This is a genomic window from Cyanobium sp. ATX-6F1, from assembly GCF_047395825.1.
GTDB lineage: Bacteria > Cyanobacteriota > Cyanobacteriia > PCC-6307 > Cyanobiaceae > ATX-6F1.
The window spans coordinates 568729-594242 of the sequence record NZ_JBCEBF010000003.1 but is presented as its reverse complement, the minus strand read 5'-3'; the positions used below and the strand labels follow the sequence as shown (position 1 = coordinate 594242).

Here is a 25514-nt window from a genome sequence, read left to right as displayed (position 1 = left end):
CACCGGCCCGATCCGTCGCCCGTAATCAAGGACCGATTCAGAAGAAGAACTTCACCCCGGCTTCGATGCCATTTTGGTTGACGCTGTAGGCATTTTCGGGGGTGGCCCCATTGGTGCCGCCCAGGTGCATGTAGCGCCAGGAGAGATTCATCTGGGTGGAGTTCCCGAGCGCATAGCCAACGCCCACCTGGGTGTTCCAGGAGTATTCATCGGCATTGTTCACACCGAAGCCGCCGAGGTCGCCGCGGGCGAAGAGCCTCAGACGGGGAGAGAGAAACACCATCGCCTGGGTGCCGATCAGGGGTTGGACCACGGTGCCGCCGAAGGACTGTTGCCGCTGAAGATTCAACCCCTGCAGCGTCACGGACTTCTCCAGGCTCGGCCCCTTAAACGTCAGGGTCCGGCCAGGTCCCTGGGCTTCCAGCTCCAGGTCGTATTGCATGTTGACGATCCGCAGACCCGCGTAGGGGATGACGCTGAAACTGCCGGCGCGGGCCACGGCCGTTTCGCGGTCTCCGAAGCGGTAGCGCAGGGCCAGGTCGTAGATGCCCTGGATGTTTCCGACACTGGCGTTCAGGCTGGCCTGACAGTCAGGGGTGAGGGTGAGGCTGCGCTGACCGAGAGCGCCTTCGATGCTGCGCGTCTTGATGTTCCGCAGCGTGCCCTCTTGACTCTTGACCGAGACGTAGCTGATGTCGGTGAGCAGTCCGAGGCGGCCATGTTCAAGGCTGCCCCGGAAGTAGGCCGCTCCCGTCAGGGGCCTCAGCACCTGACCGAGGTCCAGATCCAGGTCGGTGCTGAAGCCTCTGACGGTGGTGGTCCCGGTGGTGCGAAGCGGTAAAAAGCCGTAGAGCTCGGTCGTTCCCGCCCAGGGGGAGGCCGCGGTGGGAGCAGCTGCTGCGGGGGCCGTTGAATCTTCGGTTTTTGGGACTTCCTGGCCGGCTGTGCCGAAGAGACCGGCGCCATCGCCAACAGAGCCCATGTGCCTACGGCTGCACCGATCAGCAGGGCCTTGGGAGCCCAACATTTGTTCTGCTTCGTCGGGTGCCCGTACCAAAGGCCCTGAAAATTGACGGAGGGAGTTCTGTTTCGCGCAGAAAAGCACCGGCCGCCGCACCGTCACTCCTGATTCCCGCAGTCATCTACCGCATCGGCGCCGCCACCGACAACCGCCGCCCCACCCGGCCGGGGGCACGGGAAGCCCAGAGCCCGGACTTGGGCAGGGCCCAGCACGGGTTCCGCCCGGTGGCGCCAGCTTCCTGGAAGCTCCTGAACACATCTGGTCATTGCTTCGGGCGCTGGTGACAGGGCCGGCGCTGGGGGACCTTCCTACGCTTGGATCGCTCAGGGCTTGGGGCGGCATGGCCTGCTCAGGCCCGGATTCAGGAGAAATCGCATGAACATTCGATGGCTCGCCGCGTGGCCAGCGTTGCTGATGGCTCCTGCGGTCGCCCAGGTCAATTTCTCGCTCAATTTCGGCCAGCCCGACTATTACGGAAGGGTGGAGATGGGTGACTACTACCCCCGTCCGGTGGTGCTGTACCAGCAGCCTGTGATCATCGAGCGCTCGCCGGCCTATGGCTATGGCGCCCAGCCTGTGTATGTGAATGTGCCTCCATGGCAGGCTCGAAACTGGTCGGGGTATTGCTCAAACTACGGATTGTGCAACCGGCCTGTTTATTTTGTGAACAACAATTGGTATGAACGGACCTATGTGCCCGCCTACCGCAAGTACAAGGGGCAGAACCGATCCTACGGCAACAAGCATTACGAAAAGCATGACGATTAGGACTCGGTTGCGCAGATCCTGAGCCTGTTTTTTCCGACGCAAATCCCCCCCCCGCAAGGGCATGGTCTGAGCTGAAGTTCGCCGGATGCTGAGAGCCTTTGCCCCGAGCAGCCGTTGCCAGAGGGGGCGCATGGCTTTCGATGGGCCGAGGTTTGCTTCCGTTCAGGATGCTGCGCCGTAGGCCAACTGGCAGACGGCCTTAAGCAACTGGGCTTCAGTTGCAACCCTGCACCGAAATCCGGTAACTGAAGCCGAGGGCGCCGGGCTGGGTGCTGGCACCGATCTTGAAGTTCATCAGGCTCGTGCGCCGCCCGGGGATTGAGGGGAAGGGGCCGAACATCCGCCCGGTGCCCTGCGGGGGCGTCAGGTTGACATTGAACAGGCGCAGGCTGTCCCGGTCGGTGAAGATCATGAATCCCTGGACCGGATAGGTGGCCTTGTCGGTGGAGGTGGCCGTGAAGAAGAAGCGGTAGCTGCTGAACGGCCGATCAACGACGAAATCGGTGTTCCAGTTGGTGCGTCCCAGCAGCCGGCCGGGGCCCACCTGTTTGGCGACCACGGGATCCGGGCCGCCGCCCAGTGGTTGGAGGAAGGTGCAGGTCTGGGCCTGGGCGGGGAGGGCGGTGCCCAGAGCGATGGCTGCGATCAGACCAGCCACTCCCCTGCGGCCCGCCCCTGTCCGTTGGTTCGTTGATGTGGTCATGCTGCGTGGCTCCGGTGGGTGCACCCTATGGCGGATAGACCCCAGCCCCGGTCAATAGCCTCCGTAGCCACCCTCCTCATGTTCCTCCTCTTCGGGGAGCTGCAGGTTCACCACCACCGGGGCATGGTCGCTGGGCTTGTCGTTGCCGCGCACGGCCTTGTGGATCACACAGCCCGTGGCCCACACCAACAGGTCTTCCGAGAGGTAAATGTGATCGATGCGCCAGCCCCGGTCCCGGTCCCAGGCGCCACTGCGGTAGTCCCACCAGCTCCAGTGGCCGCTCGCTGGTTCGAAGACACGGAACACATCGCTCAAGCGCCCGTTCAGGGCGCCCGTCAACGCCGCGCGTTCGGCCTCGCTGGCCATGATCCCGCCCGTGAGCCGCTTCGGGTCATGGAGGTCGCGATCCTCCAGGGCGATGTTGAAGTCCCCCACCATGCAGAGGGGATCGCCCTCCTGCTCCAGGGCGTTCAGGTAGCGCCCCAGGCAGTTCAGCCAGCGGAGCTTGTAGACGTACTTCTCTGAACTCAACGCGGAGCCGTTGGGCACGTAGAGGTTGAGCACGCGCACCCCTTCGATGCGGGCACTGATCACGCGCTTCTGCTCCCCGAGAGCTTCGGCTTCGTCGTCACCTGGCAACAGGGCGGCAAAGCCGATGCGCACGTCTTCGAGCGGGTGCAGGCTGAGGATCGCGACGCCGTTGTAGGCCTTCTGGCCGCTGATCACGACCTCGTAGCCCAGGGCGGTGAAGCTCTCGGCAGGGAAGCTGCCGTCTTCGACCTTGGTCTCCTGCAGGCAGACCACATCGGGGCGCTCCTGCTGAAGCCACTCCACCAGCTGATCAAGGCGGCTGCGCACCGAGTTCACGTTCCAGGTGGCGATGCGCATGCGCTTCGACCGCTTCTCGGTTGGAGCCACCTAGCATCGTTCCATCTCGGCATTAAGGGCGATGGGGCGCAACCGAACAGTTCTCGCGATGGGCGGGGCCACCCTCATGGCTTCCCTGGCCATGGCGGTGTCCACCACGGCGGCGCTGGCCCAGGCCAACAATCCCTACGGCGGCAAATCGACGCAGGAGGAGCAGTTCCTGGATTACGGCCCCGGCAACGGCAAGCCAAAAACCATCTTTGATGCCAAGAACCCCGGCGACCTGATCAACACCCTGCGCAAGGGGGCGGCCATGGACGATGCCACCCCTCCCGGGGACGCGGTGGACCAGGCCCTCAGGGCTTTGGAGGCCCAGAATCCGCCGGCTTCGGCTTCGGGGACAAAGCTGAAGGGACCTTAAGGGCCCGCAGGGGCGCCAGACCCCAGTCGGTGGCCACCTGATCCAGCCGTGGGTCGTCCTTGTCAGGGCTGCGCTCCCGCGCCTGGGCCAGGAAGTTCTGGGCCCCCTTGGTGTCGCCGGCCTCCTGCTTGAGCAAGGCCATCGCCAGCAGTGGCCTCGGGTCCCTGGGGTGGTCCGCCGCCAGCTTGCGGTAGAGCGCTTCGGCGGCGCCCCCTGCTTCTGGCGCTGGAGCAGGTCGGCCAGCAGCAATCCCAGCGGCAATGCATTCGCCGAGACCGGGGCGGTGTTGGCCTTGAGGAAGGCCGCCTGGAGCTGGGCCTGGGCCTCGCCGCCGCGTCCCTGCTCCAGCTGCAGCAAGGTGCGCAGTTGCAGGGCCTCCATGCGGCCGGGGGAGAGGTTGAGGATCTGGCGCACCTCCCGCTCGGCCCCGGCGCGGTCGTTCTGATCGCGGCGCAGCTCTGCCAGCAACAACCGCAGCGGCCAGCGCTCCGGGTTCTGGTCCGCCAGCCGCTCCAGCAATTTGGTGGCCTCGGGCTTCTGCTCGAGGGCCAGCAGGATCTGCAGCAGCCGTTCCTTTTCCGCTTCGCTGGCCCGGCCCTGGTCGATGGAGCGCTGCAGTTGCCGGGCCTGGTGCTGCAGGGCGATCTGGGTGGGCAAGGGCCCCCTGGCACCCGCCGAGCGCTGGCCCAGCCACCAGCCTCCGGCCAGGCAGATCCCAGCGAGGGCCACGATCAGCACCCCCAGACTCAGGCTGAGTCGCGGTCCGGTGCCGGAGCCGGGGGCGTGCGCGGGGCCATGGCCTGGGTGTGGTTGGGGGCCAGTCTGGGGCAAGGGAGCGGGACTACATTGACCCCTGGGCCAAGGGTTGCCCCCAGAGACCATGCGTCACCATCCGATTTCCCCGGTCACCGAACCGCTGCAGTACCGGGCCATCGGCGTGGTCCGGGGGCGCTATGTCCCCGATGACGCCGAGCAGCTCACCCGGGGCCACATCCACACCGACGACGGCGCTCGGATCGAAGCGGTGGTGCTGGGGCGGGTGCTGAACCTGATGCGGCGTCACCTGGATCTGGGGCAGCCCCACCTCTGGGTGGTGTACCCCCGTTTTCGCGAAGCCGACTTTCTCCACCTGCAGATGGTGGGGGTGTGGGAACCGAGCACCCTGGCGGCGGCAGAGGCGGCAGCAACTGAGGTCCCCGCAACCGACGCCACCGCAACGGCAGCCACGGCAACCGATGCCCTGCCCGAGGGCGATGACTACTTCTCGGTGCGCGGGGAACTGATCTACACCCGCCCGGAAAGCTCCGATCTGGTGATCAAGGTGCGCCAGATGCCCCGCCCCGACGGCAGCCGCCCCACCCCCTTCAAGCTCCAGCTCAAGGGGACGGTGCCCATGGAGCACCTGCGCCACTTCGTCGCCCTCGACCTGCGCCGCCAGGGCCAGCAGCTGCACCTGGAGCATTGCGAGGTGATCGCCCCCATGCCCCAGCGGGGTAACCGGGGCGGCAAGGCGAAGGGCAAGGGCGACCGGGGCCCCGCCCGTGACGGCTCCCGCAGTGGTCCCCACCGCAACGCGATCAGCCGGCCGGGCCGCTGAGATGGGGCTCTGGGCAGCCACCAGCGGCACCTGGATCAATGGGCTCACCGTTCTGCTGGGCTCCCTCCTGGGCGCCCGTCTGGGCCGATCCCTCGGCGAGGGCTTGCGCCGCCACTGGCGCCGTTGGATTGGTGTGGTGACCCTGGTGCTGGGCCTGCAGATGGTTCAGCCCCTGTTTCATCTGCGGCTCGGGCCCCTGCCGGCCCTGGCGCCGGCGTTGCTGGTGCTGGTGCTGGCCTCGGCCCTGGGGGCTGCCCTGGGATTGGACCGGCGCCTGGCGCGGTTGCTGAACGGGCGCCCGCAGGCGAGCGGCCCTGGTGATCCAGAGCTGGTGGGCGGGGCCTTCGTGCTCTTCTGCGTCGGACCGATGACCGTGGTGGGCTGCCTGCGCAACGGGGCCCTCGGCGATCCCGACCTGCTGCTGGTCAAGGCGGCCCTCGATGGCATCAGCGCCGCCGTGCTGGCCACCAGCGCCGGGGTGGCCCTGGCCTGGGTGGTGCTGCCGTTGCTGGTGGTGCAGCTCTCCCTTTCCGGGGTGGGGGCGCTGCTGGCCGCGCGCCTGCCGGATCCGGCCACCGCACCGCCGGTGCTGTTCACGGCGGCGGTGGGGGGCTGCTGGTGCTGGCCCTGGCCCTCGATCTGCTCGAACTGCCCCATCCGAGCGTCACCGAGGCCCTGCCGGCGCTGGTCCTGGCGCCCCTGGTGGGGGCCGCGCTCACATGAACGGCCCCGATCCCATCAGCCCGGCGGCGCAGGGGGTTTCTGCCTTGGGCGATGACGGTCTTCCCCTGCGGGCGGGTCTGGCGGTGGGGGGCTTCACCCTCGCGGCGTTGCTGGGGCCCCTGGTGGGGCTGGGCCCAGCGCCGATCGCCCTGGGGGCGGCCGCCGCCCTGGGGGCCCTCAGCCTCGACGCCGCCCGCTTCGGGGGCCTGGGCGGCCACCTGCTGGCGGAAGCCCTGCCCGGCGGCCGCGCCCGCCTGCGGCGCATCGCCCTGCATGAAGCGGCCCATGCCCTGGTGGCGGCCGAGAACGGCCTCACGGTGGTTCAGGTGCTGGTGGGCAGCCTGGCCTGCCTACGGGCCGGATTGCGTTGCAATGGCAGCACCGCCTTCGAACTCCCGGCGGCGGCCAAGTTGCCCGCTGAGGATCTGCGCCGCTGGAGCCGCATGCTCCAGGCCGGCATGGTGGCCGAGGAACTGCACTACGGCAGCGCCCGGGGTGGCGCCGATGACCGGGCGCTGCTCGGGCGCCTCTGGGGGCTTTCCGGCTACGACGTGGCCACGGCCCAGATGGAGCAGCGCCGGGCCCGGCGGGAGGTGGAGCAGTGGCTGCGGCGGGAGGCGGGCCGGCTGGAGGCGGAGGCCGAGCGGCTGCTGGCGGGTGCCCCCACCGTGCTGAGGCCCGCGGCCCTGGCGCCATGAGGCTGGCCCCATGACCCTGGCTTACGTCGATTGCCCCACCGGCCTGGCGGGGGACATGCTGCTGGCGGCCCTCTTCGACCTGGGCCTGCCCCGGGAGCGGGTGGAGGAGCCCCTGGCCCAGCTGGGTCTGGCGGGGGCCTACGGGCTGCAGTGGCAGGAGGGCTCCAGCGGCGGGCTGCGGGGCCTGGCGCTGACCGTGGAGGCCCTGGAGGCGCAGCCACCCCATCGGCCACTGGGGTGAACTGAAGGCCCTGCTGGAGGCGAGCCCCCTGGACGGCAACCTGCGCGCTCGGGTGCTGGCGGTGTTCACCCGGTTGGCGGAGGCGGAGGGGGCGGTGCACGGCCACCGGCCCGAGCAGGTGCATTTCCATGAGGTGGGTGCCATCGATGCCCTCGTCGATGTGGTCGGGGTCTGTGCCGGCTTGCTGCACTTCGGCGTTGACGAGCTGATCTGCGCGCCGCCGCCGGCCGGCCATGGAACCGTGCGCACCGCCCACGGGGTGCTGCCTTTGCCCGCCCCGGCGGTGCTGGAGCTGGCGGCCCGCGCCGCCGTGCCCCTGGCCAGCAGCGAAGGGTTCCCCGCCGGAGAGCTCACCACCCCCACGGGCCTGGCCCTGATGGCCACCTGGGCGAGTCGCTTCGCGGCGCCTCCGGCCCTGGTGCCCCTGCGGGTGGGCATTGGTCTGGGCAGCCGCCGCCTCGATCGCCCCAACCTGCTGCGCCTCTGGCTGGCCGAGCCCAGCCCCGCTCTTTCAAGCCCTGGGCCGGGTGGCGGCGAGATCCTCCAGCCCCTGGTTCTGCAGCAGGCCCAGGTGGATGACGCCAGCCCCGAGGATCTGGCCTTCTTGATCGAGGAGCTTCGTGGTGCTGGGGCCCTGGAGGTGTTCAGCCAGCCGATCGCGATGAAAAAGGGGCGCCCGGCGGCGCTGATCAGCGTGCTGGTGCCGCCCGATCGCGCCGGGGCTCTGCGCAAGGTCTGGTGGGCCCACGGCAGCAGCCTGGGGGTGCGCGAACAGCTCCAGCAGCGCTGGAGCCTGCCCCGCCGCAGCCGCAGCCTGGCCACCGCCTGGGGCCCGGTGCGGATCAAGGAGGCGCTCAGCCCCCAGGGGCGCCGCTCGATGAAGCCGGAGTATGAGGATCTCGCGCAGCTGGCCCGCCGCCACGGCCTTTCGCTGCAGCAGCTGCGCGCGGCGGTGCAGGCGGCCTGGGCCAGCGAGGAGAGGTCATGACGGGCCCTGCCATCGGGTTGATCCAGCGCCGCTGGCAAAGCCTTCGCCGCTGGCTAAGGGAGCGCCACTGGCTGTTCCAGCCACACTTGCCGAAGCTTCCGCCTCTGCCGGGCGGATCCCGCCTCTGGGTGGCGCTGGCGAGCCTGGGCTTCGTGCTCGCGGCGCTGCTCAACAACGGCCGCCAATTGGCCCAGCTCTCCCTCGATGGCCAGGGCTGGGCCTGGCTGCTGCTGGGGGTTGGGGTGAGCCTGCTGAGCCTGGTGGCCAATGGGCTGGCCTGGGGGATCTGCCTGCGCTGGCTGGGGTTGACCCCCGCCTGGGGGGCGACGGTGCTGCTGTTTCTGACCAGCAACCTGCGCAAATACCTGCCCGGCGGCATCTGGCACCTGGTGCAGCGGATCCAGGCCCTGCGCGGCGGTGGCGTCGTCACCGCCAGCCCCCTGCCCGCCCATCGAGCGGTGCTGGCGGTGCTGCTCGATCCGGTGCTGATGGCGGCGGCGGCCCTGGCCCTGGTGCCCCTGGGCCTGTGGCCCTTGCAGGGGGCGGATCGGCTGGCGCTGCTGGCCCTGCTGCCGCTGCTGGCCCTGGCGCCCCGCTGGTTCCGGCCCCTGCTGGGGGCCCTGGAGCGGCGGCGCCTGGCCCAGCTGAGCGCCCGGTTTCCGGAGGATGGGGCCCTGAAGCTGGAGCTGGCGAACCAGCAGGGGGCTGAGGCAACCGCGCCAGCCCTGCGCGGCTATCCCCTCGCGCCTCTGCTGGCGGAGCTGGTGTTCGTGTTGCTGCGCTTCGGAGGCTTCGCCTGCTGTGTGCTGGCTTTTGATCAACAGCTTTCCCTGGGTTGGGGCCACTGGTTGGCGGGCTTTGCCCTGGCCTGGACCGCCGGACTGGTGGTGCCCGGGGCGCCGGGGGGCTCGGGGTGTTCGAAGCCACCCTGCTGCTGCGCCTGGGGCTTGAGCTGCCCGAAGGACCCCTGCTGGCGGTCGCCCTCAGCTACCGGCTGGTGACCGTGGTGGCGGATCTGCTGGCGGCGGGCACGGCCCAGCTCGACCAGCGCTGGATGGCCCAGACCCCTGCGCCGGGTTGGCCGCTTAATCGCAATTAGGCCTACTCTTGAGAAATGTCTGCCATCCCCGGCGCCGGCCCCCCACCGCCGGACCACGCCCTGCGCACCAACCTGCATGACCGTGGACGGCGGCTCACCCCCCAGCGTCAACGGGTGCTGGAACTGTTCGAGCGCATCGGCGAAGGCAGCCATCTGAGCGCCGAGGAGGTTCACCAGCGTCTGATTCGCTCCGACGGGCGCGTCTCTTTGGCGACCGTCTACCGCACCTTGCGGCTGCTCAGTTCCTTCGGACTGCTGCAGGAGCTGGAGCTGCCAGAAGGGGGCCGGCGCTTCGAGCTGGCAAGCGACACCCACCGCAACCACCACCACCTGGTCTGCGTGCGCTGCGGCCGCACCGAGGAATTCGAGAGCCCCGCGGTGCTCAGCGCCGGCGAGCAGGCGGCCGCCGGCCATGGCTTCCGGTTGCTGGAATGCGTGCTCAACGTGCGGGGGCTCTGTCCCCCTGCGCCGCGGCGGAGCAGGTCTGAGCTCAGGCCAGCGGGAGCCTGGCAGCTGCAGCTGCTGATCGGCCCATTCGGCGGCGAGGGCGGCCAGAAGGCTGGAGCGGTCTCCGTGCAGGCGAACCATGCTGTTTTGGAAGAACGTGGGTTCAGCCTGGGGGTTCCCATGGCGAGGCCCCGACGGATCACACGGAAGCGTGCATCCGATCGCACAGCCCCTCGGTCCTTGGATCACAGGCGGCCCCGCTGAGGCGATCCAATCTTGCTATTGAGAATCGCTTGCAAAGCGCTCCATACTTGTTTAGGTTGAGAGTCATTCGCAACAGGGCCCATTGGGGCCTGCCCGTCCCCACCGATGAGCTTCCGTTTCCTGCCCGATCAACCCGCCCCTGCCGTACGCATGCCCGTCGGCCAGACCGTGCTGCTGGATCCCGCCCTGCGGCCTTCCGGCAGCTGCATCGAGGTGCTCGAAGGGGTGGCCCGGGTCTATTGCCCCTGCGAGGAAACCGAGGGCATGACCCTGGCCTTCCTGCAGCCGGGCGACCAGCTGCGCACCGATCGTCTTTGCAGTGAAGGCGTCTGCGTCGAAGCGCTCACGCCCCTGGTCTTTCGCAGCGATGCCGAGCCCCTGGCCTCAGACGGCTTCGATCCGGTCAACGAGTGGACCCTGCAACTGCTGCGCATCCGTCACCTGGGCTCCGCCGATCAGCGGCTCCATGCCCTGCTCTCCCTGTTGGTGCGCCGGCTCGGGCGCCGCTGCGGCGTCTGGTGCGAGTTGCCGTTCCGACTCACCCACGAGCGCATCGGTGAACTGATCGGCACCACCCGGGTCACCAGCACCCGGCTGATTTCGAAGATCCGCCAGGCCAGGTTGCTGGAGGCCCCCGCCGGAGAGAACGGCCTGCGGCTGGCCCCGGAACTGGTGGCCTCAGCCCCCCTGGCGGTCGGCTGAGCGGAGTCAGGTGATAGTCAGATCATCACGAAACTGATTGAGACACTGAAGGCGTGATCTCAATGGCTCTTTATGTGACAAGTGTCGGAAAGACTCTTGGTTATGTTTGGCTGGGTTATTCTCTCTTTGCCTGGATTATTTCCTGCTGTTGCTGCTCAAGCCACTGAAGAGGGCAGGCTGGATATTGATTATTTAATATGCCAGTCCGAGGCCAATCTTGCGCGTTTGCAGCTTTGACAGCGAGACAGTTTCTTCCAAGCACATGGCTACTTGGATAGCTTTTGGGATTTTTATCAAGCCCTAGTTATGGGTCAAGAGAAATTGGCCGTTGCCATTGATCTCGCCATCACAGCTGGCAAAGTTTGAAACAAACCAGATTAGATAAAAACGCCAAATACGCCGGAATCGGGAGAAGTCCATGGCGCCATAGTTTAAATCTTTGTTGGTTTCAATGTGGGCGTCAAAATTCTTCAACCACTCTGCAAATGTACGCGAGTAATTATTACCATTCATGTACCAGCGCTGGACAGTCTTCAGATTTCTGTTGTGGCTTGGAACGGCATCGTAATTCCAGTAGCGCCCGTGGGGGAAAATATACTTGTGCGTAAAGGCGCTGGAAATGTTATTCGGTGTGCGTACGGTGATGATATGAAGGAAGAACTTGCCACCTGGCTTTAAGAAGGAAGCCAGCTTCGCAAAGGCATTGGTGAGGTTGCCAACATGGCAAAAAACGCCAATGGAAAGAATATTATCAAACTTCTCTTCAAAGTATGGATCATTCAGGTCGCCTTCGACGAGGGTGAAGCGACCCGATGCCAGATGACTTTGCGGATCCTGCATGCGTTGACGTATAAACTCGCACTGATGATGGCTGAGATTAATCCCGGTCATTCTGACATTGGGAAACTTTGATAGGATATAATTAGGGATGCATCCCCAGCCACAGCCAAAGTCGAGAATGTTATCGCCATCTTTGATATCTAATTTTTCTATGATGTCATCAATCATCTGTATCTGAGATTGCTCGAGATCAGCGGCCCCTTTGTCCCAAAGGCCCATGCTGTATTTGGGATAAATCACTTTGCCGTTGCCTAGCATTGTATTGAGCATTCCCTGTGGTAGGTCATATTGGATCTTCATCAGATCCTTCGAGCCTTCCGCCACTTGGTCGGTTTCCTGCAACACCCACTCATAGGGGGCAAGTAGAGCAGGCACATACTTAAAGAAGAACGGCATGCTTGTATCAAACAGTGCCTTCAGGACTGGATCGGGAAGTTCCAGTCCGTTCGCGTAGGATTCGCCCACGGCCATTTGTACGGCATTCACAACACGGGTGGCAGCTCGTGTGGCGTGATAGGCGATAGGGTGCTTGCGGGTCACATCTCCTACCAAAGGTAGGTAGCGCTGCAGGCCCGTTTCGACAGCGCCTGATTTCGTTTGATCAGTTTCTGGGGTCCGCTGCCCATGAACTTTTAAACTGAGATCAACCATGTTTGTTGGCTGCATGGAGGGAGCTGCGATGGGATCAAGTTGGGCCGACTTGAAAAGAAATAAGTAGAGAGGGACGGTTCAGCGGGGCCCATTCTCTACTGGATCGATAGGATAACTTGACAGCAAATGCAATAAGTTGGAGGCCATCGTTTCAAATATATACAAGCCCCACTCCGGCGGTGGGCGCTTGTTCAGATCGCTGATCAGAAACGGAATTCTGAAGCGCGACGGCGTATTGATCCAGGTACTTGCCCTGTTGCGGACCCTGACTCTCAAACTGATGCGGGGTCATGATATTCAGTCGATCCGAGCCGGCTTGATGGCCATGGCTGACAACATCAGCCGGATGCACTCATCGATCGGGAATGAACCCCAGCAAGAAGAGCTGAGTGGACGTTCAATGAACCCTGCTTCATAACAGCCTCCCGGGCGTTGAGTGGTTGATCATGAACGCTTCCGCCTTCAGAAGGGGGAGCCAGCAGGTCGGCCCCCGCGGGTGAGAGCGGCCTGCGGTTGGCCCCGGAACTGGTGGTCTCAGCCCCCTGGCGGCGGCCTGATTCCAGGCTGGGCACCAGCGCCAGCGAGGCCGCCAGCCCCAGCAGCAGGATCAGCAGCGCCGGCAGCAGCGCCGCCCCCACACGCTCATCACTGGCGTACTGGAACACCCGCACCGCCAGGGTGTCGAAGTCGAAGGGGCGCAGGGCGAAGGTGAGCGGCAGCTCCTTGACCGTGTCGACGAACACCAGCAGGCCCGCCACCAGCAGGGGCTCCTTCAACAGCGGCAGGTGCACCCGGGCCAACACCTGGGGCCAGCTGCAGCCCAGGCCGGTGGCGGCTTCATCGACGCTGGGAGGAAGGCGCTCGAGGGCCGCATCGAGCCCGCCCTTGGCCACCGCCAGAAAGCGGTCGCCATAGCCCCAGAGCAGCAGCAGCAGGGGGCTCAGGGCCAGCGGCCCGCCGATCAGCATCAGAGCCAGGGCCAGCACGGTGCCCGGCACCGCATAGCCCATGCCGGCGGCAAAGCTGAGCCGCTGCAGCAGCGGCGAGGGCAGCCAGCGGCGGGCGATCGACAGCAGCAGCGCGCTGCCCACGGTGATCCCCGCGGCCGCCAGGGCCAGCCCCAGGCTGCGCAGGCTCAGCCCCAGCAGCTCAGCGGCCGATTCCCCCTGGAGTTGGTCCCAGCTCAGGGCGGCCCAGAGCAGGGGAGCCCCAGGGTGGCCAGCGGGGGCAGCAGGGTCAGGGTCTGGGCCGCCAGGGTGCGCCAACCCCCAGGGGCCAGCGCTGGGGGGCATCGCCCCCGTGGGCCAGGGCCCAGCGGCGGCTGCGGCCGCGCAGCTGGCGTTCAGCCCCCACCAGCAGGCTGACAATCACCAGGGCAAACAGGGCCAGGCCCACGGCGCCACGCGGATCCTCTTCCCCCTGCCAGCGCTGCAGGATGCCGCTCGAGAGGGTCGGCACCCCCAGCAGTTCCACGGCCCCCAGCTCATTCACCACCTCCATGCCGGCCAGGGCGATCCCCGCCCCGATCGAGGGCAGCGCCATCGGCAGGGCCACCCGGGCGAAGCTGCCCCAGGGGCCCACCCCGAGGCTGCGGCAGGCCTCCAGTTGGCGCTGGCCGCTCGCCGAAAAGCTCTCGGTTGCCAGCAGAAACACGTAGCTGTAGGTGGTCAGGGTCAGCACCAGCACGGTCCAACCCAGCCCGTGGACGCGCAGCTGCCATTGGCTGCCCAGGTCGATCAAGGTGGCGGCCAGCAGGTAACCGGGGGTGGCCAGCGGCAGCAGTTGGGCGATCCGCAGCCAGCGGCGCCCGGGAAACCGGCAGCAGGCGGTGAGCCAGCCATTGGCGGTGCCGAGCAGGGCGCCCAGGGCACCAACGGCCGCCACCAGGGCCACGGTGTTGAGCAGCTGCTCGCGGCCATCGGCCCCCAGGGCCAGGGCGGCGGGCCCGGAGCCCAGGGCGGTGAAGCCGATCAGCATCGCGATCGGGGCCAGGGCCAGGCCGCAGATCAACAGAACGCCCCCGGCCAGCACCCCGGCTGGGCCTCTCCCGGCTGGGTTCGACCCCTGCTAGAGCCTTGCCAGCGGCTGCCATGGACACTGAGGTAAAGCTCAGTTTAGGAGCCCTACTTCCAGCCCCCCGCCTCCATCAGCTCGACGGCGGCGCGGTTCTTCGCCCCCATCTGCTCCACGGTGACGGCATCGGCCTTGAAGGGGCCAAAGCTCTTCAAGGTGGCGTTGTTGCCATAGCCCTTGAGCGGGTATTCGTTGTTGGCTTCGGCGTAGCCCTTGCCGCCGCTGGGGGAGGCCAGGAATTCGATCAGCCGGATCGCCCCCTGGGGGTTGCGGGCGTGGCGGGTGACGCCGGCGCCGCTGATGTTGACGTGGGCGGGGGTGGGGAAGACCACCTTGAGGTTGCGGGCCAGGGCCTGGTCGCTGGCGCCACCCTGGCCGGTGAGCATCCGGGCGACGTAATAGGAGTTCACCACTCCCACGCCGCACTCCCCGCTGGCCACGGCCCGGGCCAGGGGTGTGTCGGAGCTGAAGAAGGGCTGGCTGACGTTGGCCGTCAGAGCCTTGATCCACTGCCGGGTGGCGGCCTCACCGCGCTGGATCAGTTGATCGGCCACCAACGACTGGTTGTAGACGCTCCTGCGATCGCGCAGGCAGAGCTTGCCCTTGAGGGCGGGGCTGGCCAGATCGGCGTAGGTGCGGATGGCTCCGGGTTTCACTTGCTTGGGGTTGACCACCACCAGGCGCACCCGGCGGGTGAGCCCATACCAGCGGCCCTTGGAATCGCGCAGGTTGAGGGGCACGTCTTTGAGCAGGGCGGCGGAGCGGGCGCTCTGGAACAGCCCCAGGGAGGTGGCCTTCTCCAGGCGGGCGGCATCCACGAGCACGAGCACGTCGGCGGGGCTGTTCTTGCCCTCGCTCCTGAGGCGCTCGATCAGGGCGTCATCCTTGGCCTCCAGCAGATTGACCTTGATGCCGGTGCGTGCGGTGAACTGGCGGTAGAGCTCTTTGTCGGTGTTGTAGTGGCGGCCGGAGTAGACGCCGATCTCGGCGGCTGGGGCGCCGCCGCTCGCTTGCTGAGCCTGAACTGCTAAGCCACCGGCGAGGGCTGCTCCCACCAGGGCAAGACTGATCAGAAGCCGATTGCGAGCGCTGGAGTCAGGTCGCAGCGGAGTCAGCGGAGGGAGCATTCAGGCAGGGGGCCGAAGGGCCCGATCACGGCCTTGAAGCTAAAAACGCGACCGATCGAGTGGTCGCAGCGATGCTTCAAAAGCGCGTAGCAATTGTTACCTCGTAAGAGGAGGTGGCCGTAGGTTCGCCCCAGCGGATCAGCCGCGGCTGTTGCGGCTGATCCGCACGGGAATCGGCACCAGCGCCGGTTGCATCAGGCCACCACCGCCGTTGTCGTCGTCGGAGTCGATGGTGAGCCAGAACGCCAGCACGAACAGGGCGATCACACCGGTGAAGAGCAGCAGTTCAGCCATGGACCCCGGCGCGCAGTGGCCCAACACTAACCAGATCGACAGGCTCTGTTGTGTCGTGCGTGGCTGTTCGGGGCCCCTCAGCCGAATCCTTTGCCCGCATCTTTGGCCACGCAGGCCTGGAGCTGCTGGCGCAGTTTGGCGTGGTCGAGGTCTTGGCCGATCAGCACCAGCTGGTTCTTGCGCTCACCCGGCCAGTCGGAGTCATCGATCGAGAAACGCTTGCCGGCCAGGTGGAACACATGGCGCCGCTCGCTCTCGTTGAACCAGAGCACCCCTTTGGCGCGGAAGACCGATCCGGGCAGCTGGTTGTCGAGGAAGTTCTGGAACTTGCGCAGGGCGAAGGGGCCTTCGGAGCTGAACGACAGGGAGGTGTAGCCCGCGATCGCCAGGTGATCGGCGGTAGCTGGGCTGCCATGGCTGTGGTCATGGTCATGGCCGTGGCTGTGCCCGTGGCCGTGCCCGTGGCTGTGATCGTGGCCGTGCCCGTGGTCGTGATCAGCGTGATCGTGAGCTGTGGCGGGCGCCTGCTGCTCGGCCACCACCCGATCCGATTCGAACAGCCCCACGCTCAGCAGCAGTGGCAGGGGCACCTCCCCTTCACCGAGCGCAGGATGCGGGCATCGGTCTTGATGGCGCGCAGCTTGGCCTCCAGCTCCGCCAGCCGCTCCTCGCTCACCAGGTCGCATTTGTTGAGCATCAGGATGTCGCCGTAGACCACCTGGGCCCGGCCCACCTCGCCCTCCAGCAGCGTGTCGTCGACGTTCTCGGCGTCGATCAGAGTGATGATCGAATCCAGGCGGGTGGAATCCCGCAGGTCGCTGCCCAGGAAGGTCATCGCCACTGGCAGGGGGTCCGCCAGGCCGGTGGTCTCCACCACCAGGTAGTCCACCGGATCGGGGCGCTGCAGGATCCGCTCGACGGCGCCCAGCAGTTCACCGTTGATGGTGCAGCAGATGCAGCCGTTGCTCAGCTCCACCGTGTCTTCGCCCGTGGCGATGATCAACTCGTTGTCGATGCCGATCTCACCGAACTCGTTGACGAGCACGGCGGTTCTGACCCCCTCCTGGTTGCTGAGGATGTGGTTGAGCAGGGTGGTCTTGCCGGCCCCCAGAAAACCCGTGAGGATCGTCACCGGCAGGGGGCCGGGGAGTGGCTTCTCGCCTGAAAAAGGGAGAGCGCTGCTCTGGGGGGCGGTGCTGGTGCTCATCGAGACCGGATCGTTGGCGCCAGTCTGGCGCCTGGGTGCCACGGAGGACTCGGGTTAGGGTCCGACCAACCGTCACCGAGTGCCATGGAGATCGACCATCCAGGTGCCAAGCCCCTGGGGCCCGAGCAGCTGGCCCTGCTCGAGCAGTTCCGCGCCCGCCTGCAGGAGCGGGTCGCCAGCGTCGGCCTCACCTCCGACGACGTGCAGCGTCTGGTGAAGGAGATCCGCCAGCACCCGGACATCAGCGTCGAGCTGCTGCGGGAGCTGCGGGCCGAGAGCGAACAACTGCTGCCCGGCCAGCGCCTGGTGACCTTTGATTGGGACTGAGCCCTGAGCGATCAGCCCAGGGGGCGCCGGTGGGGCTCAGAAGTTGAAGCTGGTCTTGATCAGCCCGCCCAGCTGGTGGAAGCTCGCCCCGGGGGCGGTGGTCTGGCCCAGGGGCCGGCTCAGGTAAAAGAGGGCCGGCGTGATCGAGATCGCGTCGCTCACCTGAACCTTGTACCAGGCCTCCCAGACGTAGTTGCCATCGGCCGGGCTGTCGCCGCCCGTGAGCGCCGTGGCGAACACCGGTTGACCCACCGCCACCCCGGCGGCGTTGCCCTTGGCGAAGGCATCGCTCCAGTTCAGGCCCACCAGCCACGACTGGCTGGTGCTCGGCGCCCCATCGATTGGGCGGGTGTCGTAGGAGGTGCTGTTCACCCCCCAGCCGGCACTGATCGAGGGAAACCAACCGCTCTGTTTGGGCTGCCAATAGCCGCCCAGGCCGAAGGCAAGGGTGCGGCTGGCGGGGTCGGCGAAGGCGGTGGCGGTGAGTGGCGTGGTCCCCGGCACCTCCACCCCCGACTGCACGTAGGAGTAGATGGCGGCCAGGGCCCACTGCGGTTGGGCGTAGCCCAGCTGCACCGTGCCGGTGCCGGCGGAGGCTCGGCTGCCGATGCCCCCAGCGAGGGATCGCCAATGGCACCGTTGTCGGCTACGTAGCTGGCGCTGACGCTGACGCCGCCGTTCTGCCACCAGAGGCCGGCGCCGGGACCGAGGTTCTTGTTGTAGGCCGCCGGTGCGCCGTTGAGGGTCAGCACGTTCAGGATCGTGTCGCTCGGGTACACGCTCGGCCAGAGGGCCAGCATGTCCTCCTGCCCCACCCGGCCGCCGGCGGTGGCGGTGAAGGAGCGGCCGATCGGGAACTGGTAATAGAGCTTGTCGATCCCCAGCACATCGGGGCCGGCGTCCTCCTCGAAGGCCACCTCCAGGCTGGAGAGGATGCCGGTGGGGCCGGCGCCACCGAAGGCGGAGGCCGCGAAATTGCCCGCCCGCAGGATCGTGCGCAGCAGGTCTTTACCGCTGAAGCTGGTGTCGAAGCTCAGCTGCAGGTCGTAGGTGAGGGTGGTCGCCCCCACCTCGGCGCGGGCGGCATCCACAGCAGCGCTATCGCTGCCGCCGAAGGCATTGGCCCCCACCACAAAGGTGGCCAGGCCTGAGAGCTTGGTGGTGGTGGAGAACTGGGTGGCCTCCAGCTCACCAACCTTGGCTTCGAGGCCATCGACGCGGCCGCGCAGCACGGCGAGCTCCTTCTGGAATTCAGCCATGAGCTTCTTGAGCTCGTCGGTCACTTCAGTGATCCGATCGAGGCAGGCATGGAGCAGGGCGGCGGCTTCCCAGCGGGTCAGGGCCTGGGCGCCCTTGAAGCTGCCGTTGGGGTAGCCGGCGACGCAGCCGTAGCGCTCGACCAGGTTCGAGAGCGCCTGATAGGCCCAGGAGGTGGGCTGAACGTCGGAGAATTGAGTGAGGCTGGTGACTTGCTCCCGCGCTTCGATGGGGCCGCCATAGCGCTTGAGGTCGCTGAGGTTCAGCTCGGCGGCCTGGGCCTGGTTTGCGCCGAGGGCCAAGGGGGCCGCCCCGAAGGCCAAGGGGGCCAGGGCGCCGAGCAGGCCCCATGGGGCCGCGGGCAGCAGGGGCGAGCGCGAGCAGCTGGGAAGCGTCATGAATGCAGGCGGCGGCGCGGCGGTGTGAGCTGAAGCGAGTGTGAGGGCGTTGGCAGCTGTTGCGCGCTCAACCAGCACCTCACGGGGTGCCATCGGGCACTCGGGCGATGGCCACGGCCAACCTAGCCCATGGATTGAGAATCGTTCTCGCAGCCTCAGCCCGGCTGGCGTTCCTGGCAGAGCGGGCAGAGCCCAAAAACTCCAGGGTGTGGAACAGCAGTTGGAAGCCGTCCAGCTGCTGGGGGCTGAGATCGTCGCCGTGCATCGGGCAGGCGGGCAAGGGCACGGTGCGGCCGCAGTCGACGCAGGTGAGATGGTGCTCGTCGCGTTCGGTGGGGGCGAACAGGGCCTCGCCGCTGGGCAGGTGGCGGCAGCGCACGAGGCCCTGTTGCTGCAGCTGGCGCAGGTGCCGGTAGACCGTGGCCAGGCCCATGGACTGCGGAGTGCTGCGCAGTTGGGCGTGGAGGTCCTGCCCGGAGAGCTCGCTGCTGGCCAGGCGCAGTTGCTCCAGCAGGTGCTGCTGCTTGCCGTTGAGGGTGGCGGGACGGGAGGCCTCCATGGGGGAATCCTATGGAGCGAGGTGAGACCGGCGGCCCAGGAGCGTGAGGCTCAGGCTGGACTGAGTATCGTTCTCAAACAGCGCTGGCTTCCGGTTGGGCGCACTGCCGAAACGTCAGGCCGTCATGCCCCACCTGAGCCGCACACCGCAAGCGCCGCCCCAGGCCTGGATCCGTGCTCGCGCCCGGTTCATCGCGGGGCTGCTGGCGACGGCCAGCCTGCTGGCGGGATGTCAGCCCAAGGCCACCGCCTCAAAAACAGAGAAGCCCCTGGCCGTGGTCACCACCTTCCTGCCGATCACCGAATTCACCCGGGCTGTGGCGGGCGACTGTGCCACCGTGAACGCCCTGATCCCCACCAAAGTGGGCCCCCATGATTTCCAGGCCACGCCCACCGATCTGGCCCGCCTTCGCCAGGCCGATGTGCTCGTCAAGAACGGACTGGGCCTCGAGGGTTTCCTCGACAAGCTCATCGCCGGCGCTGAAAACCCGCGCCTGCGGGTGATCGACACCAGCCAGGGCATCAGCACGCTGAGCCTCCCTGGGGCGGGCGGCGGCCATCACCATGGTGCGGACCAGATCGAGGCCAAAGGCCATGACCACGGCGAGATCAACCCCCACATCTGGCTGGATCCCCTGCGGGCTGCGCAGCAGGTGACCAGCATCCGCGATGGCCTGATCGCCGCCAGGCCCGCCTGCAAGGCCACCTTCACCACGAACGCGGCCCGCTTCACGGCCGAGCTGGAGCGTCTGAACACCGACCTGGCGGCCCAGCTCAAGCCCTATGCCGGCAAGACCTTCGTGGCCTTCCACGACTTCGCTCCCTACTTCGCTGAGCGTTATGGGCTGAAGGCCAGCTTCGTGGTCAATGTGCCCGAGGAGAACCCCACCCCGGCCGACCTCAGGCGGGTGGCGCGCCTGGCCCAGGCTACCCAGCTCAAGGCCCTGCTCAGCGAGCCCCAGGAGGGCAGCGGATCCTTCCAGGCGCTGGCGAACGATCTTGGGGTGAAGGTGATTGCGTTCGATTCGCTCGAGACGGGCCCCGATTCGGCGGCGGCACCGGGCACCTACGCCAGAACCCTGCGCGGCAACGCCGCGAATCTGGTCAAGGCCCTCGGAGGCTGAGGGCGCCGTTCCCGCCGGTAGGCTGAAGGGATGCTGGAAATGGTTCTCGAAGTCAGGAATCTGTCGGTGCGGCGCGAGGGCGTCCGCGCCGTCGAGAACGTGAGCTTCGAGCTGGCGCCGGAAACCGACACGGCCCTGGTGGGGCCCAACGGTGCCGGCAAGAGCACCCTGGTGCAGGCCCTGCTCGGGATCATTCCCCGCCAGGAGGGCGAGATCCGCGTGCTGGGCCGGCCCATGGGCCGCCAGGGCCAGCTGCCGGCCTCCGTGCGCGCCCAGGTGGCCTACCTGCCCCAGAGCTTCGCGGTGCGCAACCGCTGCCCGCTCACGGTGGCCGAATTCGTGGCTCTGGGCTGGGACCCTGCCGGCCCGCGGCTGCCCTGGAGCGGCAGCGAGCGGCGGCGGCAGGCGGTGACCGCGGCCCTGCGCAAAACAAGCTGCCTGGATCTGGCTGATCGGCTGATCAGCGAGCTCTCCGGCGGCCAGACCAAGCGTGTGCTGCTCGCCTTCTGCGTGGTGCGCCCCCGGCGCCTGTTGGTGCTCGATGAGGCCCAGTCGGGGCTGGATGCCCAGGCCGCCGAGCAGTTCCACGATTTGCTCTTCCAGCTGCGCCGCACCGAGGGCTGGACGATCCTGCAGGTTTCCCATGACCTCGACATGGTGCGCCGCACCTGCGATGGGGTGCTTTGCCTCAACCGCAACCTGCGCTGTGCTGGCCACCCCGACCATGCCCTCAGCCCGGCCCAGCTGGAGGGGGTCTACGGGCGCGGTTACGTGCCCTACCACCACCAGCACCAGCACGCTTCCAGCCCATGACGGAGGGGCCCTTGCTCAGCGATCTGCTGCAACTGCCGTTCATGCAGCGGGCCCTGCTGGGCGGTCTTCTGACCGGCGCCCTCGGCGGCCTGCTGGGCAGCTTCGCGGTCCTGCGCCAGCTCTCCTTCTTCAGTGACGCCCTGGGCCACTCCGCCCTGCTCGGCATCACCCTGGGCATCCTGCTGGGGCTGAACCCCACCCTGGTGCTGATTCCGTTCGCGGTGGTCTTCGCCCTGGTGGTGAACCACCTGGTGGCGCGCAGCCCCCTGCCCACCGATGCACTGCTGAACATCGTCTATTCCTCATCGCTGGCCCTGGCAGTGGTGGCCCTGAGCTTCGTGCGCAGCTACAGGGGCGGCATCCACCAGCTGCTGTTCGGCGACATCCTCGGGGTCTCCTGGCTGGATGTGGGGCTGATCTCAGGGCTGCTCGCCGTGGCCCTGGGCTATCTGGCGCTCACCCGCCGCGATCAGATCCTGCTCACCCTCGATGAGCCCCTGGCCCTTTCCCGTGGGGTGGCGGTGCCCCTGCACCGGCTGTTGTTCATCGTGCTGCTGGCGGTGGTGGTGGCGATCTCGATCAAGGCGGTGGGGGTGCTGCTGATCAGTGCCTTCGTGGTCATTCCCGCCTGCGCTTCGCGGCTGGTGAGCCGTCACTTCAACGGCTATGTGCTGCTGGCCTCCGGGCTGGGCGCCGTCTGCGCGGTGCTCGGCCTGCTGCTCTCGGGCAGCTTCGATCTGCCCTCAGGTCCCTGCGTGGTGATTGTTCAACTGCTGGGATTTCTGGTGGCCCTGGGGGTCTCCTCCCTGCGCATGTCCGTCGCCAGGGCCTGAACCTGCTCAGCCCGGCACCAGCCAGCGGGCCTGGCGCACCGGCCGATCTAGCAGGCGCAACTCCAGGCTGGTGGCGTCGACCAGGGCTGGCATGGCCTGGGTGCGGCGGCCGCCCACCGCCATCGGCCTCAGGGTGAGCAGCAGTTGGTTGCGGCTGGGATCCAACTCCAGACCCGTGCCGGGCTCCAGCTCCCAGCCCGTCAGCTCCCGCTGCCCCAGACGCTTGCCGGTGCGGTCCAGGGCCAGCAGGGTCAGCCGCGGCTGGCCCAGGCCTTCGATCGTCAGCGCCCAGACGCGGGAGCCGTTGCGCTCGCAGGCGCTGGCCACCAGGGCCTGGGGACCGACCCAGAGGGTGCGGGGCGCCTGGCCCGGTTCGACGATCTCCAGGGCGCGGGTGGAAGTCGGGTCGATGCTGCACCAGCAGGGCGCGGCCCCCACCGGGCAGAAACTGCTCAGATCGCGGCTGCCGGGCAGCATCTGGCGCCCCCGCCGGCCCCGCCATCCCCATCAGACTCAGCCCCTCCACCTCCGGCACCACCATCGCGCCCCCTGGGGCACCAACAGCACCGGGCCACTGGCCCTGAGATCAAGGCTCACCGTGCTGCCGTCGCGCCGGTGGAGTTCGGTGTGGCCCTGGCCGGAAGCCTCACGGGATTCCTGCACCAGAAGATCCCCGCGCCGGTTGGAGCTCAGGTAGGCGAACACCAACGGTTCGTCGCTGAGCCCAGTCGGGGGAGCGATCCGTGGCGCGGCCAGGCCGGTGCTGCGGGGGCCAGGTTGCGCTGGCGCAGGTCCACCCGCCAAACCCGTTGGCGTCCTTGCCCATCGGCGCTCACCAGGGCCACCCCGATCCGTCCCCCAGGGGTTCCAGGATCGGAATCGATGGCCAGATCGGGCCCATGGCGCGCCAGCGGCCGTCGTGGTCACGAAGCTGCAGCTGCTCGCCGTTCGCCACGCTCACCACCGCCACGATCCGGGGGCGTGGATCCCAGAGCCAGGTCCGTGGCGCCAGGGCCAGGCCCCGCTGGTCGCGGCCGCCCACCGCAACCTGAAGGGGCCGTTCCACCCGTACGCCCGGGGCCAGCAACAGCCGCTGCCGGTTGCCGTCCCCCAGCCATTGGTGCTCCGAGGTCGGTGTCAGACGGCTGGCGGCCGCCACGCTGGCCTGGTCCATTGGGCGGCTGAAACGCAGATCGAGGGTCCCGGGCCCGGAGCTGGTGTCGGCCGCCTCGATTCCCAGCAGCCGGGGTGGATGCCGCAGCAGCAGCTGTTGCTGCAGGACGGCCAGCGCCAGTCCTGTGGTCAGTGCCAGTGCCCAGGGCGTCATGGTTCGAAGGGCCTGCGGGGGCGCTGGATCGGCGTGATGCGGCCTGGGATCACCAGACTGCGGGGTGGATTGGATGTCGTGTCGAGAGCCATCACCCCCTCGATCGCCAGCCACTGGTCGGCCTGGGGGAGCGGTTGGCCGGCGGGCCAGCGCACGGGCAGACCAAAGGGCGTGGCATCGGCGAGGCAGCAGCGCACCAACAGCCGGGCCAGCTCGGGCGCTTCGCCGGGGACCGGCAGCACGAAGCCGCTGATGCGCACCGGGTCGCCGGCGTAGAGAGCCGGGTCGGGCTGGCTGCGCAGCAGCCGCACCCAGTCGGTGAGGCTGCGTTGGGCGGGCGGCAACACGAAGCTGAGTTCCTGCACCTCCAGTTGGCCGCCGGGTCGGTTGGCCGCCAGATCGGCAAAGGAGGGCACCGGAGGGACCAGCAGCATCGCCAGGGCCAGGGCGAAGCCCAGCAGCAGGGCTGCGCGTTCCCTGCGGCTGGTGCGGTTCCGCCGGGGCGCAGGCCGCTGACGCCCCATGCGCACCCCATCGAGGGCCGCCAGGGCGAGAAGCACCACGCCGCTGCCGATGATCAGGGGTGGAAGACGGCGCGCACCAGCAGATCCAGTCGGCCGCTAAGGCCGCTCTGCACCAGCACCAGGCCCCAGAAGCCCAGGGCCAGGGCCGCAGCAGCGCGTTCAGAGTTTCCACAGGTTCACCCATTGGCCGATCAGCAGGGTCGCCACGGTGGCCCCTGCGGTGGTGAGGGCGATCGCCCGGGGCGCAGCAGCACCCCGAACAGGCCGATGGATTTGAGGTCCACCACGGGGCCCAGGATCAGGAAGGCCAGCAGCGCCCCGGGGGTGACCTGGGCGGCGAAGCCCAGGGCCAGGAAGGCATCGACGCTGCTGCACACCGACACCACCACCGCCAGCAGCATCAGCGCCAGGATCGAGAGGGTGGGGGCGCTGCCCAGGGCCAGTAACCAGCTGCGGGGCAGCAGGGTCTGCACCATGGCGGCGATGGCGCTGCCGAGCGCCAGCAGCACCGCCAGGTTGAGAAACTCCCGCACCCCATGGCCCAGGGTTTCCCCCAGCGGCGCCCGCGGCACCACGGCCGGAGTGGCGGCCGCCGGCGGGGCCCCCACCATCCCGCCGCGGCGCTCCAGCAGCCCGACGGCCCCCAGGGGCTGGCTGAGCCGGCGTTCCTCCAGCAGGGCAGGGGTGAGCAGTTCTGCCTCCGGCAGCAGCCGCAGCAGGCTGGCCAACACGAGGGAAATCACCAGGGCCCCGGCGGGACGGGCCAGCAGCAGCCAGGGGCGATCGGGAAAGGCGGCCCAGGTGCTGGCCAGCACGATCGGGTTGAGCACCGGGGCGGCGAACAGGAAGCCCAGGGCCGTGGCCAGGGGTGCACCCCCGCCAGAAGCCGCCGGGCCACGGGCACGTTGCCGCATTCGCAGGCGGGCAGGGCGAAACCCAGGGCGGCGCCGGTGAGTGGGCCCCCCAAGGGGTGGGAGGGCAGGCGCTGGAGCCAGGCCCCACCGGGGCTGAGCCAGCGGGCGATCGAGGCGATCGTCACCCCGATCAACAGAAACGGCATCGCCTCGATCACCAGCCCCTGAAACACCGCCCAGGCCGTCGCCAGCCGCTCCACGGGCACGATCACGAGGCGTCCGCCTCGTACCAGTCGGGCAGCGCCTGGAAGCGGGCGGCGTTCTTCTCGTTCTCGCGCGCCTCGACCCGCCAACAGCAGGCCCGGCCCTCCTCGCGTTCGCGCAGCAGCTCATTGGCCCAACCCCAGACCAGTTCGGCGCTTGCCTCCATGCCCACGTTCTCCATCACCCGCAGGTCCAGGGCGCCCTGCCCATGCAACGCCTGCCACAGGGGAAGGAGCGGATCGTCGGCGTTGGCCAGGAAGGTGTGATCGAACTGGGCCGCCAGCTGGGCCTCGAGATCCTTGAGGCTGGAGAAATCGACCACGAAGCCGTACGCGTCCAGGTGGTGGGCGCGGAAGTCGACGCTGAAGCTGCGGCTGTAGCCATGCACGAAACGGCAGTGGCCGTCGTGGCGCCATTGGCGGTGGCAGCAGGGGTAGCCGCTGAAGGTCTTGGAGCAGGTGTAGGCGGCTGTCATCGTGGTGCGGGAGGATCGGACCCCGCCGG

The 25514-nt window shown here is 67.8% G+C and carries 25 protein-coding genes and 5 pseudogenes; 12 read left to right on the top strand and 18 right to left on the bottom strand.

From position 1 onward, the window contains the following. Window positions 1–37 precede the first annotated feature (37 nt). Window positions 38–982: a hypothetical protein gene (locus AAF143_RS14985; RefSeq protein ID WP_255006852.1), complete on the bottom strand. Its 945-nt coding sequence runs from the start codon at window positions 980–982 to the stop codon at window positions 38–40. Window positions 983–1435: 453 nt separating this feature from the next. Between AAF143_RS14985 and AAF143_RS14980 the strand changes: the two genes are divergently transcribed. Next, window positions 1436–1789, top strand: a complete 354-nt coding sequence (locus AAF143_RS14980) for a hypothetical protein (protein WP_255006850.1) — start codon at window positions 1436–1438, stop codon at window positions 1787–1789. Between the two features lie 214 nt (window positions 1790–2003). Here the strand turns inward: AAF143_RS14980 and AAF143_RS14975 are convergent, their stop codons facing one another. Genes AAF143_RS14975 through AAF143_RS14965 form a run of 3 tightly spaced genes read right to left on the bottom strand, consistent with a single transcriptional unit; the run spans window position 2004 to window position 4518 of the window. Beyond that, window positions 2004–2492: a hypothetical protein gene (locus AAF143_RS14975; protein WP_255006849.1), complete on the bottom strand. Its 489-nt coding sequence runs from the start codon at window positions 2490–2492 to the stop codon at window positions 2004–2006. A gap of 51 nt (window positions 2493–2543) precedes the next feature. Continuing rightward, complete coding sequence (gene xth / locus AAF143_RS14970; protein WP_255006848.1) at window positions 2544–3380, bottom strand: exodeoxyribonuclease III; 837 nt, start codon at window positions 3378–3380, stop codon at window positions 2544–2546. 52 nt (window positions 3381–3432) lie between these two features. Next, complete coding sequence (locus AAF143_RS14965; RefSeq protein WP_414027296.1) at window positions 3433–4518, bottom strand: hypothetical protein; 1086 nt, start codon at window positions 4516–4518, stop codon at window positions 3433–3435. Between the two features lie 142 nt (window positions 4519–4660). On the opposite strand from AAF143_RS14965, the gene AAF143_RS14960 reads away from it, so the two are divergent. From AAF143_RS14960 to AAF143_RS14930, 7 genes and pseudogenes are all read left to right on the top strand, one after another. Continuing rightward, window positions 4661–5377 (top strand): hypothetical protein, encoded by a 717-nt coding sequence (locus AAF143_RS14960; RefSeq protein WP_255006842.1) that lies wholly within the window; start codon window positions 4661–4663, stop codon window positions 5375–5377. Further along, on the top strand, window positions 5322–6155 hold the full coding sequence (locus AAF143_RS14955; RefSeq protein ID WP_414027295.1) for a DUF554 family protein: 834 nt from the start codon (window positions 5322–5324) through the stop codon (window positions 6153–6155). Before AAF143_RS14960 ends, AAF143_RS14955 begins: the two co-directional genes overlap by 56 nt. Then, window positions 6145–6798: a hypothetical protein gene (locus tag AAF143_RS14950; RefSeq protein WP_414027294.1), complete on the top strand. Its 654-nt coding sequence runs from the start codon at window positions 6145–6147 to the stop codon at window positions 6796–6798. The genes AAF143_RS14955 and AAF143_RS14950 overlap by 11 nt, the downstream gene beginning before the upstream one ends. 10 nt (window positions 6799–6808) lie before the next feature. Further along, window positions 6809–8027: pseudogene (gene larC, locus AAF143_RS14945) on the top strand (nickel pincer cofactor biosynthesis protein LarC). Window positions 8028–8155: 128 nt separating this feature from the next. After that, window positions 8156–9028, top strand: a complete 873-nt coding sequence (locus tag AAF143_RS14940; RefSeq protein WP_414027293.1) for a UPF0104 family protein — start codon at window positions 8156–8158, stop codon at window positions 9026–9028. 113 nt (window positions 9029–9141) lie between these two features. After that, window positions 9142–9837, top strand: coding sequence for a Fur family transcriptional regulator (locus AAF143_RS14935; protein WP_414027292.1), 696 nt, complete (start codon window positions 9142–9144; stop codon window positions 9835–9837). A 105-nt stretch (window positions 9838–9942) separates the two neighbouring features. Then, window positions 9943–10539: a Crp/Fnr family transcriptional regulator gene (locus tag AAF143_RS14930; RefSeq protein ID WP_255006821.1), complete on the top strand. Its 597-nt coding sequence runs from the start codon at window positions 9943–9945 to the stop codon at window positions 10537–10539. 300 nt (window positions 10540–10839) lie between these two features. Here AAF143_RS14930 and AAF143_RS14925 read toward each other — a convergent pair whose 3' ends face one another. From AAF143_RS14925 to AAF143_RS14905, 5 genes and pseudogenes are all read right to left on the bottom strand, one after another. Continuing rightward, window positions 10840–12045: a class I SAM-dependent methyltransferase gene (locus AAF143_RS14925; RefSeq protein WP_255006808.1), complete on the bottom strand. Its 1206-nt coding sequence runs from the start codon at window positions 12043–12045 to the stop codon at window positions 10840–10842. A gap of 527 nt (window positions 12046–12572) precedes the next feature. After that, window positions 12573–14007 (bottom strand): annotated as a pseudogene (locus AAF143_RS14920) (ABC transporter permease); the annotation flags it as partial. Between the two features lie 146 nt (window positions 14008–14153). Further along, a complete protein-coding gene (locus tag AAF143_RS14915) occupies window positions 14154–15230 on the bottom strand; it encodes an extracellular solute-binding protein (RefSeq protein ID WP_409995606.1) in 1077 nt (358 codons plus the stop codon). 138 nt (window positions 15231–15368) lie between these two features. Continuing rightward, window positions 15369–15524 (bottom strand): hypothetical protein, encoded by a 156-nt coding sequence (locus tag AAF143_RS14910; RefSeq protein ID WP_255006799.1) that lies wholly within the window; start codon window positions 15522–15524, stop codon window positions 15369–15371. 77 nt (window positions 15525–15601) lie between these two features. Beyond that, window positions 15602–16731: pseudogene (locus AAF143_RS14905) on the bottom strand (CobW family GTP-binding protein). An 84-nt stretch (window positions 16732–16815) separates the two neighbouring features. On the opposite strand from AAF143_RS14905, the gene AAF143_RS14900 reads away from it, so the two are divergent. Then, window positions 16816–17058, top strand: a complete 243-nt coding sequence (locus tag AAF143_RS14900) for a hypothetical protein (protein ID WP_255006796.1) — start codon at window positions 16816–16818, stop codon at window positions 17056–17058. Window positions 17059–17094: 36 nt separating this feature from the next. Here AAF143_RS14900 and AAF143_RS14895 read toward each other — a convergent pair. After that, window positions 17095–18713, bottom strand: a pseudogene (locus AAF143_RS14895) (iron uptake porin). 79 nt (window positions 18714–18792) lie between these two features. Then, window positions 18793–19272 (bottom strand): Fur family transcriptional regulator, encoded by a 480-nt coding sequence (locus AAF143_RS14890; protein ID WP_414027291.1) that lies wholly within the window; start codon window positions 19270–19272, stop codon window positions 18793–18795. A gap of 124 nt (window positions 19273–19396) precedes the next feature. Here AAF143_RS14890 and AAF143_RS14885 point away from each other — a divergent pair, with 124 nt between their 5' ends. Genes AAF143_RS14885 through AAF143_RS14875 form a run of 3 tightly spaced genes read left to right on the top strand, consistent with a single transcriptional unit; the run spans window position 19397 to window position 22041 of the window. Continuing rightward, entirely contained in the window at window positions 19397–20395 is a 999-nt protein-coding gene (locus AAF143_RS14885) for a metal ABC transporter solute-binding protein, Zn/Mn family (protein WP_255006785.1), read from the top strand. A 30-nt stretch (window positions 20396–20425) separates the two neighbouring features. After that, window positions 20426–21208 (top strand): metal ABC transporter ATP-binding protein, encoded by a 783-nt coding sequence (locus AAF143_RS14880; protein ID WP_255006774.1) that lies wholly within the window; start codon window positions 20426–20428, stop codon window positions 21206–21208. After that, window positions 21205–22041, top strand: a complete 837-nt coding sequence (locus AAF143_RS14875) for a metal ABC transporter permease (protein WP_255006772.1) — start codon at window positions 21205–21207, stop codon at window positions 22039–22041. The genes AAF143_RS14880 and AAF143_RS14875 overlap by 4 nt, the downstream gene beginning before the upstream one ends. A 6-nt stretch (window positions 22042–22047) precedes the next feature. Here the strand turns inward: AAF143_RS14875 and AAF143_RS14870 are convergent, their stop codons facing one another. The 7 genes and pseudogenes from AAF143_RS14870 to AAF143_RS14840 all read right to left on the bottom strand — a co-directional run bounded on the left by AAF143_RS14870 (window position 22048) and on the right by AAF143_RS14840 (window position 25485). Continuing rightward, a complete protein-coding gene (locus AAF143_RS14870) occupies window positions 22048–22518 on the bottom strand; it encodes a hypothetical protein (protein ID WP_414027290.1) in 471 nt (156 codons plus the stop codon). Window positions 22519–22554: 36 nt separating this feature from the next. Beyond that, window positions 22555–22746: a hypothetical protein gene (locus AAF143_RS14865; RefSeq protein WP_414027289.1), complete on the bottom strand. Its 192-nt coding sequence runs from the start codon at window positions 22744–22746 to the stop codon at window positions 22555–22557. Further along, on the bottom strand, window positions 22731–22886 hold the full coding sequence (locus AAF143_RS14860; RefSeq protein WP_414027288.1) for a hypothetical protein: 156 nt from the start codon (window positions 22884–22886) through the stop codon (window positions 22731–22733). The genes AAF143_RS14865 and AAF143_RS14860 overlap by 16 nt, the downstream gene beginning before the upstream one ends. Beyond that, window positions 22874–23368, bottom strand: coding sequence for a hypothetical protein (locus AAF143_RS14855; RefSeq protein ID WP_414027287.1), 495 nt, complete (start codon window positions 23366–23368; stop codon window positions 22874–22876). Before AAF143_RS14855 ends, AAF143_RS14860 begins: the two co-directional genes overlap by 13 nt. Next, entirely contained in the window at window positions 23365–23931 is a 567-nt protein-coding gene (locus AAF143_RS14850) for a TIGR03943 family putative permease subunit (protein WP_414027286.1), read from the bottom strand. Before AAF143_RS14850 ends, AAF143_RS14855 begins: the two co-directional genes overlap by 4 nt. A gap of 120 nt (window positions 23932–24051) precedes the next feature. Further along, a pseudogene (locus AAF143_RS14845) lies at window positions 24052–25006 on the bottom strand (permease). 8 nt (window positions 25007–25014) lie between these two features. Then, entirely contained in the window at window positions 25015–25485 is a 471-nt protein-coding gene (locus AAF143_RS14840) for a 6-carboxytetrahydropterin synthase (protein ID WP_255006766.1), read from the bottom strand. Window positions 25486–25514 lie beyond the last annotated feature (29 nt).